The sequence below is a fragment of the Paenibacillus sp. OK003 genome, from assembly GCF_900109515.1.
Classification (GTDB): Bacteria; Bacillota; Bacilli; order Paenibacillales; family Paenibacillaceae; genus Paenibacillus; species Paenibacillus marchantiae.
This window is the reverse complement of the sequence record NZ_FOBD01000024.1, coordinates 36,723-54,480: the sequence shown is the minus strand read 5'-3', so window position 1 is coordinate 54,480 and position 17,758 is coordinate 36,723. Positions and strand designations below refer to the sequence as shown.

General features: G+C 45.6%; 17 protein-coding genes and 1 other annotated feature. Of the genes, 6 read left to right on the top strand and 11 right to left on the bottom strand.

Annotation, left to right across the window (positions count from 1 at the left end; genetic code table 11):
- Position 1: 1 nt before the first annotated feature.
- The 6 genes from BMW94_RS27110 to BMW94_RS27085 form a co-directional block, all read right to left on the bottom strand.
- On the bottom strand, positions 2-823 hold the full coding sequence (locus BMW94_RS27110; protein WP_254790388.1) for a metal ABC transporter ATP-binding protein: 822 nt from the start codon (positions 821-823) through the stop codon (positions 2-4).
- A 31-nt stretch (positions 824-854) separates the two neighbouring features.
- On the bottom strand, positions 855-1,802 hold the full coding sequence (locus BMW94_RS27105; protein ID WP_091001833.1) for a metal ABC transporter solute-binding protein, Zn/Mn family: 948 nt from the start codon (positions 1,800-1,802) through the stop codon (positions 855-857).
- 240 nt (positions 1,803-2,042) lie between these two features.
- Entirely contained in the window at positions 2,043-3,995 is a 1,953-nt protein-coding gene (locus BMW94_RS27100; RefSeq protein WP_254790391.1) for a peptidoglycan D,D-transpeptidase FtsI family protein, read from the bottom strand.
- Positions 3,996-4,390: 395 nt separating this feature from the next.
- Positions 4,391-6,415, bottom strand: coding sequence for a peptidoglycan D,D-transpeptidase FtsI family protein (locus BMW94_RS27095; protein WP_091001814.1), 2,025 nt, complete (start codon positions 6,413-6,415; stop codon positions 4,391-4,393).
- Between the two features lie 105 nt (positions 6,416-6,520).
- The gene (locus BMW94_RS27090; protein WP_091001813.1) at positions 6,521-7,669 is read right to left on the bottom strand and encodes a transglutaminase family protein; all 1,149 of its coding nucleotides are present in this window, start codon (positions 7,667-7,669) and stop codon (positions 6,521-6,523) included.
- An 18-nt stretch (positions 7,670-7,687) separates the two neighbouring features.
- Positions 7,688-8,143, bottom strand: coding sequence for an ATPase (locus BMW94_RS27085; RefSeq protein WP_091001832.1), 456 nt, complete (start codon positions 8,141-8,143; stop codon positions 7,688-7,690).
- Positions 8,144-8,359: 216 nt separating this feature from the next.
- Between BMW94_RS27085 and BMW94_RS27080 the strand changes: the two genes are divergently transcribed.
- Positions 8,360-9,532, top strand: a complete 1,173-nt coding sequence (locus BMW94_RS27080; protein WP_091001812.1) for an MFS transporter — start codon at positions 8,360-8,362, stop codon at positions 9,530-9,532.
- 381 nt (positions 9,533-9,913) lie between these two features.
- On the top strand, positions 9,914-10,261 hold the full coding sequence (locus tag BMW94_RS27075; protein ID WP_091001811.1) for a toprim domain-containing protein: 348 nt from the start codon (positions 9,914-9,916) through the stop codon (positions 10,259-10,261).
- 82 nt (positions 10,262-10,343) lie between these two features.
- Here BMW94_RS27075 and BMW94_RS27070 read toward each other — a convergent pair whose 3' ends face one another.
- Positions 10,344-10,958: an SCO family protein gene (locus BMW94_RS27070; RefSeq protein WP_368086956.1), complete on the bottom strand. Its 615-nt coding sequence runs from the start codon at positions 10,956-10,958 to the stop codon at positions 10,344-10,346.
- Between the two features lie 230 nt (positions 10,959-11,188).
- Positions 11,189-12,118: a heme o synthase gene (gene cyoE, locus BMW94_RS27065; RefSeq protein ID WP_091001810.1), complete on the bottom strand. Its 930-nt coding sequence runs from the start codon at positions 12,116-12,118 to the stop codon at positions 11,189-11,191.
- Between the two features lie 253 nt (positions 12,119-12,371).
- Between cyoE and BMW94_RS27060 the strand changes: the two genes are divergently transcribed.
- The gene (locus tag BMW94_RS27060) at positions 12,372-13,352 is read left to right on the top strand and encodes a metal-dependent hydrolase (RefSeq protein WP_091001809.1); all 981 of its coding nucleotides are present in this window, start codon (positions 12,372-12,374) and stop codon (positions 13,350-13,352) included.
- A gap of 105 nt (positions 13,353-13,457) precedes the next feature.
- Here the strand turns inward: BMW94_RS27060 and BMW94_RS27055 are convergent, their stop codons facing one another.
- Positions 13,458-13,676 (bottom strand): alpha/beta-type small acid-soluble spore protein, encoded by a 219-nt coding sequence (locus tag BMW94_RS27055; protein ID WP_017692386.1) that lies wholly within the window; start codon positions 13,674-13,676, stop codon positions 13,458-13,460.
- Between the two features lie 120 nt (positions 13,677-13,796).
- On the opposite strand from BMW94_RS27055, the gene BMW94_RS27050 reads away from it, so the two are divergent.
- Positions 13,797-13,994: a hypothetical protein gene (locus BMW94_RS27050; RefSeq protein ID WP_090904539.1), complete on the top strand. Its 198-nt coding sequence runs from the start codon at positions 13,797-13,799 to the stop codon at positions 13,992-13,994.
- Positions 13,995-14,103: 109 nt separating this feature from the next.
- On the opposite strand, the gene trpS is transcribed toward BMW94_RS27050, so the two are convergent.
- Positions 14,104-15,096 carry a tryptophan--tRNA ligase gene (trpS, locus tag BMW94_RS27045; protein WP_091001808.1) on the bottom strand — a complete coding sequence of 331 codons (993 nt, stop codon included), beginning with the start codon at positions 15,094-15,096 and terminating at the stop codon, positions 14,104-14,106.
- Positions 15,097-15,161: 65 nt separating this feature from the next.
- Positions 15,162-15,427, bottom strand: a binding site (T-box leader).
- Between the two features lie 250 nt (positions 15,428-15,677).
- Between trpS and BMW94_RS27040 the strand changes: the two genes are divergently transcribed.
- Both BMW94_RS27040 and BMW94_RS27035 read left to right on the top strand, forming a co-directional pair.
- Positions 15,678-16,652 (top strand): aldose 1-epimerase, encoded by a 975-nt coding sequence (locus tag BMW94_RS27040; RefSeq protein WP_091001807.1) that lies wholly within the window; start codon positions 15,678-15,680, stop codon positions 16,650-16,652.
- 201 nt (positions 16,653-16,853) lie between these two features.
- Positions 16,854-17,087, top strand: coding sequence for an alpha/beta-type small acid-soluble spore protein (locus BMW94_RS27035; protein ID WP_063566140.1), 234 nt, complete (start codon positions 16,854-16,856; stop codon positions 17,085-17,087).
- A 78-nt stretch (positions 17,088-17,165) separates the two neighbouring features.
- On the opposite strand, the gene BMW94_RS27030 is transcribed toward BMW94_RS27035, so the two are convergent.
- Positions 17,166-17,579 (bottom strand): hypothetical protein, encoded by a 414-nt coding sequence (locus BMW94_RS27030; protein WP_063566141.1) that lies wholly within the window; start codon positions 17,577-17,579, stop codon positions 17,166-17,168.
- Positions 17,580-17,758: the final 179 nt, after the last annotated feature.

Sequence of the window (17,758 nt, the reverse complement as noted above, 5' to 3'; positions counted from 1 at the left end):
ACTACACCTGGCCTTTCTCCGACCGGCTTCCGATCATCGCGATCCGGCCTCCGTACGTCTCCTGCAAAGTATCCGGTACAAATACTTCATTCGTCGGTCCACCTGCAACCAGCCGTCCATTAAGCAGCAACACATGGTCGAAATATTCCTCCACTGTCGCCAGATCATGGTGAACAACCAGTACGGTCTTTCCTTGCTTCTTCAACTGTTCCAGCAGTGAAATGATAGCTTTCTCCGTTGTGGCGTCCACACCTGCAAACGGCTCATCCATGAAATACAATTCCGCATCCTGTACCAGTGCTCTTGCCAGAAAAACACGCTGCTGCTGTCCTCCAGAAAGCTGACTGATCTGGCGGTACATATAATCACCCATGCCCACTTGCTCCAGGCAGTGAGCTGCCAGATCCCGTTCTTTTTTGCCTGGACGGCGGAACCAGCCCAGATGTCCATAACGCCCCATCATGACAACATCGAGGGCGTGAGTCGGGAAATCCCAATCAACAGATTCACGCTGAGGTACGTAGCCGATCCGGCGACGCTGTTCTCGGTAGGACTGACCAAAGATTTTCACCTCACCGTGCATTTTGGGCACTAGTCCCAGAACGGCTTTGATCAAGGTTGATTTCCCTGCCCCATTGGGGCCAAGAATGCCAATCAGCTGACCTTCCGGGATGTCAAAAGATACCCCACTGAGCACCGGCTTTTTATGGTATGCCACCGCCAGATCCCGAACACTAAGAGGAGCTGATGTAGGCTGTGTTCCCTTCAGATGGTTAGCATTTCGTTGTGGTTGAGATTTTTCGGATAAAATTACATCTCTCATGCTCTATTCACTCCTCTCTTCATATGGTTTATCATTTTAATGCCTCTACAATCGTTTGAGTATTGTGGCGGATCATGCCGATATACGTTCCTTCTTCTGTTCCCTCAGCACCCATCGCATCCGAGAACAGTTCACCACCAATGTTTACGGTATGTCCTTTTTGGGCTGCACCAGCAATAATGGCTTCCATCGCTTTTGCTGGTACGCTGGATTCTACAAATACCGCTTTGATATTGTTGTCTACAAGGTAATCCCGCAACTCACTGACATCCCTCGCACCATATTCTGCTGCTGTACTGATTCCTTGAAGCCCCATCACTTTCATGCCATAAGCTTGGCCAAAGTATCCAAAGGCATCATGCGCAGTGACCAATACCCGACTGGCTTCCGGAATCTCCTGAATTTTTTCCCGCACCTCGGAATCCAATGCCTCCAGTTTCGTTAGATACTGCTCTGCCTGGGCCTTGTACTCTTCTGCATGTTTCGGGTCTGCTTCCACGAGCGTATCGCGCACAGCCTCTGTCGCATGCATCCAGTGGCTAACATCAAACCAGACGTGTGGGTCGTATTCCGTTCCGCCTGTGTCTTTTCCTGAACGCAATTCCTCCACCGGAATGTTCTCCGAGACAGCTGTTACTATTTTGCTCTTGGACATTTTCTCCAAAATGTCTGTCATTTTGCCTTCGAGATGCAATCCGTTATAGAAAATAACTTTCGCTTGCTCCAGCTTCCGAATATCTCCCTGCGAAGCCTTGTACAAGTGAGGATCTACCCCTGGGCCCATTAGCCCGGTAACATCAACATATGCCCCGCCGACTTCACGCGCTACGTCCGCAATCATGCCTGTTGTTGCTGTGACCTGTACCTTCCCTTCACTGCCTCCTGTTTCCGCTGTACTTGAGCATGCTGTTAGCACGATAACCAGAACAACAGCTGCCAGCGTCATTAACCCTCTTTGAATGCTCCTCATCTTCACCATCAACAATTCAAACCTCTCCTTTCCCTCTCCTAACATAATTGTCCTCATCTAATTTTGTTGTACAAGGTATTAAAATTTATACTAGACTAATAATGTTTCCCTTGTGCAAATTCTAGCCGATGAAAATTAAAAAGGCAAGGGATAATTTCCCCTGCCTTTCCAAAAGAGTATATGGGCAATTTAATTAGCCTGTTTTCTTTTCCGCTTATCTTCTGTCCTATTCTTTTACGCTGCTTCACGTTACTCTGTATCTTTTTCCTGATCTTTCTTCCCTTTTGGGGTCCCGTCGAGGCCATACACTTGATCGTAGGCATCGAAAATTTTACGTGCAATTGGAGAAGCACTGACCGATCCAAAGCCACCTTCGGGCACAACAACCGCTATAGCCAGCTTCGGATTATCCCTTGGTGCAAATGCGATAAATACTCCGTTTTCCTTTTTGTTCGGCCCTGTTCCCTGCTCCGAGGTTCCTGTTTTTCTCGCATAATCGTAGGGGAAACCGTCAAACGAACTTACTTTGGTAACCATACCCTTGTGCACTTCATTCCAGTATGCATCCGCAAAATCAACCTCGTTTAACACTTTTGGTTTAATTTTCTTCACCACATTACCTTCTGCGTCACGGATTTCCTTTACCAAATGAGGCTCCATCCGTTTGCCTTTATTGGCAAGCATCGTCGTGTATTGTGCGAGTTGAAGCGTTGTATACTTCGCTTGCTGTCCAAATGAGGCAAACGCTAGCCTCGTCAAACCTGATTCGTCATTATCACTATTGTATTCTAGTGTACCTAGATACTCTTTCGGCAAATCCACTCCTGTAGACACGCCCAAACCGAACTCTTTCATATGTTCGTCCCACACTTCTACACCCTTGGTCGCCCCATATTTGTTATAGAGACCCTTACCTACCATATCAATCATAAAGGCATTGGAAGATTTCTCAATAGCCCGTCTCGCTGTAATAGAGCCGTTAAATGCCGAGTGTGAATTTCTAACCTTTCTCCCATCTTTCCCTAAAGTAGCATACCCTTGGTCATAGTAGGTTTGCCCTGTACTGAACAGACCCTCTTTCAATCCAATTAGTACACTAAGTGGCTTAATAACGGAACCCAACAAAACAACGGATTCCGTATGTTTTTTCGAATCGTCCGGCGGGAAGGAAGCCATTGTTCCGTTGCGATAAACGTACTTGATCTTGTCATAATCCCAGTCATTCGGATCATAATCAGGCATACTCGCCATAGCCACTACATTGCCTGTATCCACTTCCATGGCTACCGCATATCCCGTAACGGCGTTCGGAAGTTTACGCAATTCATCCGTTATTGCCTGCTGTGCTGCCATCTGAATTTCCTTATTGATTGTGGAGACCAGACTGTATCCCTTCTCCGGCGGAGTCTGTTGCATCGTACCCTCTGGCAAATTACGCAAATTAATATCAATGGATTGGTAGCCGCTACGCCCACGAAGCTCTTCCTGATATTGAAATTCAAGGCCATCAACTCCAACTTTTTCTTGCTGGGTATAGCGCAATCCTGGGTCGCGTTCTGTTGCTTCCGATTTGCTGATTTCTCTATACTTATCCAAGTTGTCCTGTTGGCCTTTGAACTCTCTTGTATATCCGATCACCTGAACTGCGACCCTATCCGGATCATACTTTCTTACGTTTTCCTCAAGTACCATAGCACCTGGATATTCAGACTTTTTCTCCATAAAATAAGCAATTTCCTTCATGTTGAGATCCGATTTCACCAGACGAGGAGTATACCCATGTGCCTTCTGAGATTCCAGATCCAGGCGTTTTAAGATTTCTTCTGCATCTGGTTGTTCATTGTCCCCCGGATTAAACTGTTTAAACACAGCCGCCAGTTCATCAGCAAGTTCCTGTGCCTCCTGCTTGCGGTCATCATTTCTATAATCCTCATACAACAATACATAGAGGGACTGCACAGGTTCCGAATAAGCCAGCGCAACTTCCCCTGTCGCATCGTAGATTGGCCCACGAACAGGGGCGAGCGGAATATCTTTGGTATTACGGCTGGTTTCCATATAGGTCAGTTCAGGTCCCTCGACAAATTGTACAAAGGCCAACCTAAAAATTAGGATACTGAATATCACAAACGCAGCGAAAAAAAACATATTCATTCTTACACTAGATGGCTTGTTGTTGACTGGTGTATCTTCATTGGACATTTTCTTTTTCCTCAATCGGTTAAACATGGGATAAGCCTCTCCGTTCTTATGTAAAAGTAGATTCATCTATCACGCATATTGCATTAATCGGTTCAAATAACATACCTTTCCTTCTACAAGTCTATCAAAGGTCAACTGCCATGTCCTCCAGATTTTGGTTACATTTTCGTAAACAGAAGAGACATATGCCGACTCTTTCGAAACGATGTCAATACAGACATATCGTTAATCTCTTTAATCCTGAAATAAATTTTCATTCTCTTATATAAACGTGACATGCATGATGTTTGTTACATATTGATTTGCAGCAGCTTGTGGAAAAGAGACCTCTCAGTCCTGGCAAACGTAAAAAGGACCCTCGAAAGGGTCCCTTCTTTTGGAATCAAAGAATCACATTACTGTGTATCTGAGTCTTTATTTTTATCTTTCTTCGGTACACCTTCCAGACCAAACTCCTCGTCATACGCATCGAAGATCGCACGTGCAACAGGGGCAGCACTGCTCGAACCAAAGCCCCCTTCAGGAATAACCACGGCTACAGCCAGCTTCGGATTGTTACGTGGTGCATAAGCAATAAACACCCCGTTATCCACCAATTTGCCTCCGACTAACTGTGTGGATGTACCTGTTTTTCTTGCAAAGTCATAAGGGAATCCACTAAACGCCGTTACTTCGGTTGCCATGCCTCGCTGTACTTCATTCCAGTAAGCATCATTAAAATCGACTGTGCTGAGCACTTTCGGTTTCATTTTCTCAACCACATTGCCTTCTGAATCACGGAACTCACTGACTAATTGTGGCTGCATTCGTTTTCCTTTATTCGCTAGCATCGTTGTATACTGGGCAAGCTGCATCGTTGTATATTTCCCTTGTTGTCCAAAGGAAGCATATACCAGACGTGTTAAAGAACTCTCCAATTCATTCTCATATTCTTTGAGCCCATACTTCTCATTAGGCAAGTCTACTCCTGTAGACACACCAAGACCGAATTGCTCCATGTACTTATCCCATACGCCAATACCCTCTGCACCATACTTCGAGTACAGTTTCTTCCCGATCTCGTCGATCATAAACACGTTCGAGGAATGTCGAATCGCATCACGAGGAGTTAACGAACCATACACGTGACCGGAGGAATTCTGTACTCTGCGGTTATCCCCACCAAAAGTCGTTGAGCCTCTATCTGAATATACTGTATTTGTTGTGAAGAAACCTTCCTTCAAACCAATCAATACACTAAGCGGTTTGATTGTGGAACCAAGCAATACAACCGATTCCGCTCGTTTACCTGAATCGTCTGGCGGGAATCCACGAATGGTACCGTTTTGATAAATATATTTTATTTTATCGTAATCTTCAGTACTTATACCGCCAGTTCTCCAAACGTTCGTGTCGTAATCCGGCATACTGGCAGCAGCAACAATCTTCCCTGTATCCACTTCCATCGCCACCGCAAAACCCGTCTTGGCGTTCGGATGCAGTTTGCCCGACACCGGGTTCCGATGAAGCCAGCTAAGTTGATCCAGTATCGCTTGTTCCGTTTTCACCTGAACATTTTTGTTAATCGTTGTAACCAGATCATACCCTTTTTCAGGTGGGGTAGAGCCTGCCACACCTTCAGGCAAGTTCCGCAAGTCAACATCAACGGAGTTATAACCGCTTTTCCCCCGCAGAACATCCTGGTATTGCAGTTCCAGTCCATCGAAGCCAACAAACTCATTCTCGGTGTATACAAGACCTGGGTCCGTTTGCTTTTTATTGGCCTCATCAACCTCTTTGTATTTATTAAGTGTTTTGGAGCTTTTGAACTTTTTGAGATAACCAATCGTCTGAACGGCTACCGTATCCGGATCATAGTAACGCACACTTTCCTCTACAATCTGAATTCCCTTGAATTCATCCTTATGCTGTAGAAAGTAGGCCACTTCTTCATCGGACAGATCACTCTTGATCAGACGTGGCATGAACCCATTCGCTTTACGCGAATTGAGGTCCATTGCTTCTAAGATGTTATCGACCGTAAGGGCCTCGGAATCCTTTTTCTTATACTGCTCAAAAACATCATGCAGCCGGGTAGCAATGTCCTCCACTTCCGCTATATTCGGATTGGGTTTGCCATCCACATCCCCATAATTTTTGTATAAGGTCAGATACAAGGATTGAATTGGCTTGGAGTAAGCCAGCTTCACCTCGCCCGTGGAATCATATATGGTTCCTCTCACGGGAGCGAGTGGTACATCTTTGGTAATATTACTCGCTTCCTCCTGACTGAGCTCAGGGCCTTCCACGAATTGCAAAAATGCCAGCCGTACAATAATAACGCTAAAAATAACAAAGGAAGCGAAGAAAAATACGTTCATCCGGTAACTGAAGCGCCGCTTGTCCGTAAGTTCGTCCTTCTCTTTTGAATGATTTTTCATTCATCCTACCTCTTTCATGACTTGATGCATACCGTCCAGGCTGTACAGCCTCGGCATGATAACCTGGCAACGTCGTCATCTCCCGGACCCATGTCCGGCGTAATGTTAAGCTGATTGATCTTTCAGATGGGTATCGGCAAAGTTAGGAGGATTGAACCAATCACCACTAATTGCCCAAGTAGGGTCAAGCGGTATCCAGCTTTCCGAATCACTCAAATATATTTCATTCCAGGCATGTGGACCATATCCACCCTGCCCGTTATAACCAAGTCCTGTAACCACTTTGACTTCCAGACCCTGTGAACGAGCCATGACTGCATATAAACGAGCGTAATCGATACATACGCCTTCACGTGTATCAAATGTATTTTGTGGCGTCTGCTCGTGCCATATGCCTTTTTGCTCATAATCATCCACTTTACCATAGTCATATTGAATGCGAGAACCTACCCAGTCATATAATGCCCTGGCTTTGGCTTCATCTGTCGTTTGACCTTTCACAATTTCTTTTGCCGCAGATTCAATATCCGCCGGAATGTTATGGTCAATGACTTCATATTTGCGTTGCAGGATCGCGCCAATTTCCTTTTGCACGGCTTGAGTAAACACAGGCAGATTGTCCTTAATGAATGTACCTGATAATGGCTCTATAACCGATTTGGCCCCTTGCATATAAATGGGTGAAGCCTCTACATAGCGACTAAACATGCTGCCCGGATAGAGACTTACAATCATGAACAACACGGCAATCACAATCATCCCACGTACGGAGCCAATGACTGTACCGATCACTGCACCTGTAAAACGGCTGAAAAATCCTTTGGGTCTGCTCTCTTGCTCTGCTGAACTGTATCTTCTGCTGAAAATAAGGGAAGAGAGCAATCCGAGAATCAATCGGATGAAGCCATAACTAAGCACAAACAACACGGCAAACCGCATCAGCGGAAAATCAGCAATGGCTGTAATCAATGTATAATACATCTGCTCCCATCGGTTCAATTCACGATTTGGCATGTCTGCCGCATGCACAGATAACCATTGCTGAACATATGGCGCAAGCCATAAGGTTAAACCGATGGATAACAGAATACCAATGACCGCCATAATGCCATCCATGAGGAATCCAAAGAGTCTTCCTGCCGAACGCGAAGCACCTCTGGACCACCCCTGAAGCAATGAAGCGGCCACAATCAGCAGCAGCATAATCGTTATGCCATTGAATTCTTTCAGACTATCCAGCCAACTTTGCAGCACGTATCCATTCCTCCTTTACTACGAAGCCGGTGCTGTTCCGTTCTCCTGTGCCTGTTTGACAAACGTACGTATCGTTTCATTGTCGACTTTCCATTCACCCACGGAGATCCCCCGGAATGTAACATCAACTTTATCCGAATTCGTTCTACCCTTAATCTCCACATTGGGACTTGTGATGGTAAATGCACCATCCTGTTCCTTGGTGTATGTTGCTTTGGAAGCTTCCTTGAGCATCATACTGGTCGCTTCCTTCTTCAATGTGTCCATCGTACTCGATTGTACGTCAGTAACTGTCTGTTTGATCTGATCCATGGAGATGCCGCTGTATATCAGTAGAGCCGCAATAATGATGATGGCAATCGCCCATTTCAATACGGTTTTGACCACGTTCAGAACAAAGAACAAAATGATCAACGCAACCACGATCACCAGCCAGTTCTGCATCACAAACTCTTTGATTACTTCTATGTTCATGACTACACCTTCCGTATTAGAGTTGATTATTAACACTTCCCGAATATTATACATGATTTCCGAAGCTGCTGTCAGCTAAGCCCTCCTATGTAAAAATAAACGGTCTAAGTTCGTCCCGCCGGGCGTACAAGTAGTACCATGAGGTTCTGTCCAAGGAACGGGGAACACGTCATGACCAGTTATTGAATATGCATCGCTTAACAAGGAGGGGCTTCTGTGAAAACGGCCATCTGGCTATATCTATTTTTGTTCCTTGCTGTTTTTGATTTGCACGCCCAGTATCCAATCTTGACCCCTTTCGCAATCTCGCTCGGGGCGGCCCCGACCTTCATCGGCTGGATGATGGGCATCTATTCCTTGACTCATCTCCCAGGCAATCTGATCGCCGGAACCCAAATCGACAAACATGGCAGCCGTCGTTACATTGTATTCAGTTTGCTGGGTGCAGGCATCATTTTGCTTATTCAGGCACAAATCCATACGCCATGGCAGCTGCTCGCCCTGCGCTCCATCAGCGGGTTTGTACTTGCTTTTCTCTCTCCGGCCTGTCTCGCACTGCTTGCGCAACTGTCAAGTGATCCAATCAAGCAAGGCAAGTATATGTCAGGCCATGGCGTCGTACATACGCTGGCATCCGTGGTGTCCCCTGCTGCAGGCGCATTGATCGTCGGAGCTCTTGGATTTTCCGCCACCTTTGCGAGTCTCGGTTATCTGCTCATTCTGTCCGGCGTTATCGCATGGTTATCCATGCCCAAAGGCCTCGCTGAGGTTCAGCACGAAAAAGTGACCGAGCCCGCCATGCCCAGCAACCTAGGAGAAAAAAGTAAATTCCTGCCCGTATCCTGGCGCTACTTTGCTCTGCCCCTTGTCATTGCTTGTGCCCAAGGAATTCTTTTTTTTGAACTACCTCTGCGTGGCGGCGGACATTCGTCCATGATGTCTACCGGGCTTTTGTTTTCCATTATCAGTATTGGAGCACTATTTACCCTGAGCATGCTATTTCTCAACCGCTATTCTCCCAAACTGCGGTTGATTGCAGGGGTGCTGCTCATGTCTTTATGTTTCTTTGCTATGGCGGCCATACCACAGATTCCGTTGTCATCGGTGCTTTTCGTTCTGGGGATGTCTAAAGGTATTATTTTCCCAGCCATGGCAACACTCTTTATTCATTTAAGCGGTGGAAACAAGCTGGGTCGCATCTTCTCATTGCAATCCATTGCTACCTCCATCGGTTCTTTCATCGGCCCCATCACAGCAGGACAGCTTCGTGTGGGTTTATCGCCGTATTTCATTGCTTTTGTATTATTGATGATCGGCATTATGCTGCTCCCTTATTTCACAGCCAGACGCGAAGCTTCCCTATCTGATCCTAAAAGCATACTGGGTTAACCATATCAAGATGATCATATCCATACCCTTTGACAACAGAAAGGCTTGTATTTTTCTTGGCTTTGCATCATTCCCCCATTTACAGCTAAACTATATAAAATGGACTGATGTTTTACACACAAACGAGGTGACTTCTTCATCTTCAAGATTTCTTCTTAACTATGCTCATTAGGAAAGAACGATCCGTAAACGGAACAGCCACTGCTGCTCAGACATTCAGTTCAGAATGTGGTGGAAAAGAAGTTAGAAATCAAAGATGTTTCTGTCATCGTAGTCGCTCGTGTAAAAATTAGGAGGTCCATTTTATATAATCCAGTCGATTTTCGCTGCAACATTTCCCGGGGAATGTCGACATAAGCTCTCGACCAAGAGGTGAATATGATGCCTATTCATGTCATTGTGGAAGGTAAAAATGACCGCAGCAAACTTAAACGACTTGTAGGACCCGAAATCAACATTTTGTGCACGTTTGGAACACTGAATTCCCTCAAACTTGAGTCACTGCGCAAACAGGTTGGTTACGATGAGGTCTACTTATTTATGGATAATGACAGTTCCGGTAAAAAAATCAGGGCTGTGCTGAAAGATGCATTCCCGGACGCAGTACAGATGTATACACGACGCGGTTATGCGGGTGTAGAGGGAACTCCCGATGAATACATCATCGCCCAGCTGGAGAAAGCCGGATTGGAATCGTATATCCAATATCCTGAACTCCCATCGTTTTAAACCGTAAGAGGCTGCTCGCCTGGGGTATTCATTCAACCCAGGAAGCAGCCTCTTTGTTGGCTTAATATTATGGACGCATCTTTTATTCCTTGATCAGAGTGCGAATGTCTTCCGCAATGACTGCTGGCTCAACATCCTCTGTATTAAACGCATTGTATACCTTGCGCAATTGATTATTCCGATCCACCAATCCTATCATGTTCATATGGGCAAAATCGTCTTTGTTCTCACCCTCAATAAGGATTTGGAATGAATCCTTGGCGAGCTGCTTCGTTTGATCCATATCCCCCCGCAGGAAGTACCAGCCATTATAATCCGCGTGGAATCGATCTGCAAATTCCTTAATCTTCTCCTTGGTATCCACTTTCGGATCAAACGAGATGGATACAAAGGAGACATCCTTACCAAAGGTATCGTCCTCTTTTAACAGATCCTGCACCTGAGATAACGTAAACGTTGTAATTGGGCACACATCCGGACAACTGGTGAAATAAAAGTAGAACAAACGCACTTTGCCTTTGGTATCATCCAGAGATACTGTGCTTCCATCCACATTTTCCATCGAAAAAGATTGAATCTCCCGAATTTCGGGTAACTTTTCCTTGCTGGCAAATACGGTGCCCCACATTAAATACACCGCCATAATTAGTGCAAGCCCTAACAGCATCCATGTCCATTTATACTTTTTCAGCATCATTATCGTCCCTTCCGATATCAGATCATATGAATACGCATACATAAAAGTTGAAACAGTCCTCTATAAAATCCATGGACTCTGGATCATGTTTTTAATGACATTTCCTCATTCCCATACCACTTTGATGCATATGTATACGAAGAACCCAAACCGACAATGGGCTCCCTTGTTATTGTAGCTGTTTCACGGACCGGTGCCTATCTAATGTTTATTACAACATTTCATGCTGCTCATTTGTGCACTGTATCCAGAATCATCAATATAAAACTCAAGGATAGATAGTTAATGGAGTAAAGGAATACCTTTTTGGCCCAGGCATCTGTATCTTGTGCACGAAAGCCTTTCAGTGCGTAGTACAGCCACAGCACAGAAAGTATCAGTGAAACGGTAAGATAGAAAATTCCTGCGTACCCGTAAGCATACATGAGGACCGGGACAAAGATTTGCAAAACCAGATAAGGAATCATCTGAATCTTGGTCCGTTCAATACCCTTTACAACCGGTAGTAGTGGAAATCCACCAGCCCGATAATCTTCCACCCTGCGGATTGCGAGCGCCCAGAAGTGTGGAGGCTGCCATAAAAACAACATGGCCAGAAGCAGCCATGCGCCAAGATCCATCCGTCCTGTTACTGCGACATAACCGATGACTGGCGGCATTGCACCAGACAGACCGCCAATGGAGGTGCTCCATGTCGATGAACGTTTTAACCAAAGGGTGTACATAATCACATAGACAAACATGCCAAACATGCCGCATAATCCGGCAAGTACCCCGGAAAAGGAAAAGAGTACGGATAATCCAAGCACACCCAAAATAATGGCATAGGATAGAACAACTTTGGGTGTTAAACGTCCTGTCGGCAAGGACCGGTTGCGGGTACGTTCCATTTTGAGATCAAGTTCACGGTCAAAGTAATTGTTAAATACACATGAAGAAGCCATAATCAGTACCGTTCCAAGCAGGGTCAGCAGCATTTTGCCGTAGTTGACGTCCCACTGGGATGCAAGCCAAAAGCCACCAAAAACCGCAATAAGGTTGGTTCGAAGAATGCCCGGTTTCGTAATATGGATAAAGTCTTTCCACGTCCCTGATTTCATCGGAGGCGCAGATCGTGTTGCCGAATCGGAAGAAGCCTGGTATCTCAGTGGATTGTCCACGCTTGTGAATCCCCCTTGTTCTTGATCTCGTGGAGGTTTCTCTCTCTGTCTCCGATATAAAGTTTATCACAGGAAAAGGAAAAAGAGTTTGACAATGCTCGTACAATTGCTGTCAATTCAACAGGTTCTTGTCATATCTTTGGAAATTAGGGTGTTTTGCTTCCGGGTAGGCGGATAATATACACTATATATGGGTATCACCTAGATAGAGAAGCAACTTGCATTAACGATACACCACACAAAGGAGACGTTTATGGATACTTCTACACATTTTGTCATGGGGATTGGTCTGGCCGGTCTGGCTTATGTCGATCCTGTTGTCGCGACGAGCCCCATGCTCGCAGCAGCGGTCATGGTTGGCACCATTGCAGGCTCGCAGGCTCCTGACATCGATACGGCGTTACGTCTCAAAAGCAACTCGCTCTACATCCGGAATCACCGGGGTATGTCCCATTCACTGCCATTTCTCCTGTTATGGGTTCTGCTCATTACTGGTGTCATTGCATTGATCTTTCCCGGTGTCGCTATCGGACACGTCGCGGCCTGGACTGCGGTTGCCGTAGGCGTTCACGTTTTTACCGATTTGTTCAATACCTATGGAACCCAGGCAGCACGACCTTTTACAGAACGCTGGATTGCCTGGAACATCATTCATATCTTTGATCCGTTTCTGTTTACCACACATGTGCTGGCCATTTTGTTATGGGCTTTCGATCTGATCGCCCCTGCTCCACTCTTTGTTTCACTGTATATTTTGATTGGTTTGTATTATGTATGGCGAACTATAGCACGTGCTATGGCTGTTAGACAGGTGAAACGACTCGACAAAGATAATACTGAGGCTCATTATATGGTGATCCCAACGATATCCTGGAACCGATGGCATGTGGTGAAAAGATATGCAGACGGCAGTTATGAGATTGGCAAAATGGATCATTCCGTCCTAACCTGGAATCTCCATGCTTCATCGTCCACTCACGCCGCTGTTGCCGCCTCACGCAAATCTCCTGAAGTCACTGCGTTTCTGTACTTCACCTCCTATGCTGTCGCAGAGGTCGAAGAATTACCAGCAGGATACAAGGTTCGCTGGGCAGATGTGCGTTATCGACACCGCAAACAGTACCCATTTGTCGCTGTAGTTGTTATGGATCGAAATTTTGAAACGATTGATACGTATGTCGGCTGGTTAAGCGACGAGAAAATGGATAAAAAACTTTTATCCGCACGCTCTTGACGAAAGGTGCATGGAAGGGCACAATCAGACATAGGAACGAATGCGCGAGAAAACCCGGAGCGTTTCCGCTCCGGGCTTCTGCTTGTTGCTTTTTGGTTATAATAATTATTTGCCAGACCCAGCCAGAGACTGCTCAGCGATTTGTACCAGACGTTTGGTGATGTACCCGCCCAGAGATCCTGTCTCACGGGAAGTGTAGTTACCGTAGTAACCGTCTTGTGGGATAGTTACACCCAGTTCTTGTGCAGCTTCGATTTTCAATTGTTGCAGTGCTGAGTTTGCTTGAGGTACCACCAAGTTGTTAGAACGAGATCCTTGAGCCATATTTAAAATCTCCCTTCAATCTGTGTCTGTAATGTAATTGCAAGCTTGCAAGATTATTATGGCTCGTGCGCTTCAGGTTATACGGAATTTCATCAAATTTCTATATGGAGGTTTTTCCCAATGAGCAAAGGTTTATCGCTATGGTTTGCATTCTCTTCGATTATGTTGTTAGCGGTTACGGCGATCATGATCTCTTACTCTGGCTGGTTAGCTACGCTGCTGTTTGTCGTGTCCATTGCCAACATCGGCTGGGGATTCGTTATTCGCGCAAAGAAAGAGCGTCGTGAAGCACGTACCACCTCGGAAACTGCCTCTTAACCCGGTAAACTTCATAGGTAGTCCGAAACGATAATAAAAAGGAGCCTTATCAAGGCTCCTTTTTATTATGTGAACAATTCATCTAGTTTAAGTTACTTGCCTCGTCCTACTACAACGTACGTCTAGGAACAAACCCCATACGTTCTTTAACCGCATTAAGTGTCTGGGAAGCCACCGCTTCTGCGCGACGAGCTGAAGCTTCCAGGATGTCGGCCAATTCGCCAGACTCACGAATCTCACGATACCGTTCCTGTAAAGGTTCAATAACGGATACGACCACTTCAGCCAGTTCTTTTTTGAATGGACCATACATTTTGCCTTCATAACGCTCCGCGACTTCTTTCAATGACAGACCTGCGCATTCAGCGTAGATACTCATCAGGTTGCTGACCTCAGGTTTGTTTGCCGGATCATATACAACTTCACGACCGGAATCGGTTGTGGCACGACTGATTTTTTTGCGGATAACATCTGGCGGATCAAGCAAGGCAATGTAGCTGCCTGCATTCGGATTGCTTTTGCTCATTTTGGAAGATGCATCATCCAGTGACATTACACGAGCACCCACCTGTGGAATATAAGGGTCTGGAATCGTGAAATACTCACCATAACGGTGGTTAAAGCGTCCCGCCAGATCGCGTGTCAGTTCCAGATGCTGCTTCTGATCCTCGCCTACAGGCACAAGATCAGCATTATACAGCAAAATATCAGCAGCCATTAATGAAGGATAGACAAACAGCCCGGCGCCAACGGAATCTTTACCGGATGATTTGTCCTTGAACTGAGTCATGCGTTCGAGCTCGCCCATCGATGTCAGTGTAGTCATCAACCAGCCCAATTCCGCGTGCTGCGGTACATGGGATTGCAGAAACACATTGGATTTCGTAGGATCGATTCCCGCTGCAATAAACAAGGCAGCTACCGCCTCAGATTGCTCACGCAGCGCTGCTGGCTCTTGAGCTACCGTTACAGCGTGAAGATCAACCACCATGAAGTGACATTGATAGTCATGCTGCAATTTCACAAAGTTTTTAATTGCTCCGATGTAGTTGCCCAATGTGAGCTTGCCACTCGGCTGAATTCCCGAAAGTACTGTTTTCATTTCACATAACGCCTCCCTATTTGTTTTGTTCCTATTCTCCGCGAACGCAAAAAGACCCCACATCCGCAAGGGACGTGAGACCGTGGTGCCACCCTTATTCGCATTTCTCCATTCCTCTAGACCTGATTAAATCACGTAGAAGAAATGCCTTCATTTCTCCGTAACGTGGAGTATACGTCCAATTCTACTAAGGGTAGTCCAAGATCAGACATCGCCTGTTCAAACCAGCACTCAAGGGTCCATTCGGTAAAGAGTTCACACCGGTTCACATCATCCACCGGCTTTCTGAAGAGAGTTCTCTTGGCTTACTTGTCCCTGTCATCGCTTTAATTATCATTCATTGGATAAAACGCATCGTTCAGAATACCATCTTAATCCGCGCGGAGCAGAATGTCAAAATGGGAATAGCTTTTTTTTACCCACTTCACAGAAATCTGTTATGATGGAATTGCTTATCCTGATCACCTGCATTCATTCGGTATGCTAATGGGGTAGGTAGCATGTACACAATGACACGCCTACAACGGCAGATAGCATTAGCCGTTTGCAGACAGATTTCAAGTGGGAAAAGGAGCATCGATATGAAAAAAGTGACCAAAGGCCAATGGAATGGTTACGACACGTATATCCTACATAGCCGTGAATTGGAGATTACCCTGCTGCCGCGTCTTGGAAATAATATTATCTCGATTCGCGATCTGGTGCAGGGCCGTGATGTCGTTCGCAGTCCGGAAGAAGACGAACTTGCCTTTTATTTGCAGAAGCCGTATCACTTCGGCGTTCCGCTTCTTGTTCCGCCAGGCCGCATTCATCGAGGACAATTCGAATATGAGGGAGTCCATTACCAATTCGATCAGAATACGGCCAATGACAACCATATTCACGGCCTCCACCGCAGCCAGTCCTGGTGTGTCAGTGACATCGAAGAAGATGAAGATGGCTGTGCAATCACAACGGAATTATTAACTGAAAATGAAAAGCATTGGATGGCTCAATTTCCAATTCCTTTGAAGCTTGAGATGACGTTCAGACTACAAAACGCGGTGTTAAGCCAGCGTCTGCGTGTGACCAATCTGAGCTCCACTCCTGCTCCTTTTGGAATGGGATATCATACATGGTTTCTGCTTGACGGCAAACCTGCCGAATGGACACTTCAACTTCCTGTGTCCGGAATTTACGCTCAGAATGATGAACAACTGCCTACAGGTGAGATTGAATCTCTTGGAGAATGGTCTTCTTTGAACGAAGGCATGAACATGCAAGGACGAAACTGGGATACCATTTTGAAAGCTGCCGAAGGACAACCAGCAGTAGCTCACTTGCGCAGACAGGATGGATATACGCTGAAATATTCAGCGGATGAAGCATTTTTCAAACACTGGGTCCTCTTTACAAAGGGCGAATCCGATCAATTCCTATGCATTGAACCCTACACATGGCTTCCTGATGCACCCAATTTGAATTTAACAGACGCGCAAACGGGACTGATTCGTCTAGAACCTGAACAGCCCGTTGAGCTATTTACACGTATTGAGATTGTTCCGCCAACCGAGTAGTAATCTTATACTCTCAGGGACCTTCTAGGGAACATAACCCCTATTTTTTCCTTTTATTCTATGTAGCCGATCCATACTGGGTCGGCTTTTTTCATGTTATATCTTATTTCTATTATCCAAATTTTCCCTTACGCCATATCATGCATATTTCCTCATTCTCTAACCATACTAACATCACCAAGCCATAAGGAGGTGACACACATGTACGGAGGTCAAAACCAAGGTAGCGGAAGCCGCTCCAACAATCTGGTTGTTCCCCAAGCAAACGCAGCATTGCAACAATTGAAAATTGAAGCTGCACAAGAGCTGGGTGTAACTATTCCCCAAGACGGTTACTACGGTAACTACACTTCCCGTGAGACAGGTTCTCTGGGTGGTTACATCACTAAACGTCTGGTCCAAATCGCTGAGCAGCAATTATCGGGTCGTTCGTAAGCTCGTAATTCGTGCTCGTATATGCAACAACAAAAAGCGGCCTTCCTCGGAAGTGCCGCTTTCCTGTGCTCATCACAATTATGAAGACGACTCCATGCCTGAATCCATGTATGTATTGGTTCTTGGATAACGAATCATCAGGTTCGCCATATTATAGTTGGACTCCATCGTGGCATCAACCAGAATCATGCCTTGTCTTACTGTAAAATCATATGCAATTTCTCCATGAGTCCAATTTCGCTTGAATTTCAAAGTTTCCAGTGCCATTGCGCGGAAAGAAGAGCGCTGGGTTTCGTTTAATCCACCGTCCTCCACTTCCATTTGACCGTCACGTCCGGTTATCGGATTATGTCGAATCCCAAACTTCCCAATTACATTATTTCGTATTTGCACAAAAACAACACCTGAATCTAATCCTGATAATTCATGATCAAGCTCTTTGAACACCAGATCCAACTGCCGTGCTAATGAAAGCTGGTCAATTTTTACCATAACGCTCCTCCTTTATGCACTTCATCCTACAAAACAAGGACTTACGACTCATTATATGACAACAAATGTGGGCATTCAACAAAGTCAAACAAACTTGGGTAATTATAACTATAATTTGCACAATTGATTGCCATTTTGCGTCCTTTTAGCGAGTTATTTCTCTCAATTGCGACAAATTA

Excerpts from the sequence above, each read along its gene's own strand:
- BMW94_RS27040 (WP_091001807.1), top strand. The coding sequence starts at position 15,678 with ATGAAAAAAGTGACCAAAGGCCAATGGAATGGTTACGACACGTATATC.
- BMW94_RS27085 (WP_091001832.1), bottom strand. The coding sequence starts at position 8,143 with ATGAACATAGAAGTAATCAAAGAGTTTGTGATGCAGAACTGGCTGGTG.
- BMW94_RS27100 (WP_254790391.1), bottom strand. The coding sequence starts at position 3,995 with ATGTCCAATGAAGATACACCAGTCAACAACAAGCCATCTAGTGTAAGA.
- BMW94_RS27035 (WP_063566140.1), top strand. The coding sequence starts at position 16,854 with ATGTACGGAGGTCAAAACCAAGGTAGCGGAAGCCGCTCCAACAATCTG.
- BMW94_RS27030 (WP_063566141.1), bottom strand. The coding sequence starts at position 17,579 with ATGGTAAAAATTGACCAGCTTTCATTAGCACGGCAGTTGGATCTGGTG.
- BMW94_RS27075 (WP_091001811.1), top strand. The coding sequence starts at position 9,914 with ATGCCTATTCATGTCATTGTGGAAGGTAAAAATGACCGCAGCAAACTT.
- BMW94_RS27070 (WP_368086956.1), bottom strand. The coding sequence starts at position 10,958 with ATGATGCTGAAAAAGTATAAATGGACATGGATGCTGTTAGGGCTTGCA.
- BMW94_RS27055 (WP_017692386.1), bottom strand. The coding sequence starts at position 13,676 with ATGGCTCAAGGATCTCGTTCTAACAACTTGGTGGTACCTCAAGCAAAC.
- BMW94_RS27095 (WP_091001814.1), bottom strand. The coding sequence starts at position 6,415 with ATGAAAAATCATTCAAAAGAGAAGGACGAACTTACGGACAAGCGGCGC.
- BMW94_RS27050 (WP_090904539.1), top strand. The coding sequence starts at position 13,797 with ATGAGCAAAGGTTTATCGCTATGGTTTGCATTCTCTTCGATTATGTTG.
- trpS (WP_091001808.1), bottom strand. The coding sequence starts at position 15,096 with ATGAAAACAGTACTTTCGGGAATTCAGCCGAGTGGCAAGCTCACATTG.
- BMW94_RS27105 (WP_091001833.1), bottom strand. The coding sequence starts at position 1,802 with ATGGTGAAGATGAGGAGCATTCAAAGAGGGTTAATGACGCTGGCAGCT.
- BMW94_RS27060 (WP_091001809.1), top strand. The coding sequence starts at position 12,372 with ATGGATACTTCTACACATTTTGTCATGGGGATTGGTCTGGCCGGTCTG.
- BMW94_RS27110 (WP_254790388.1), bottom strand. The coding sequence starts at position 823 with ATGAGAGATGTAATTTTATCCGAAAAATCTCAACCACAACGAAATGCT.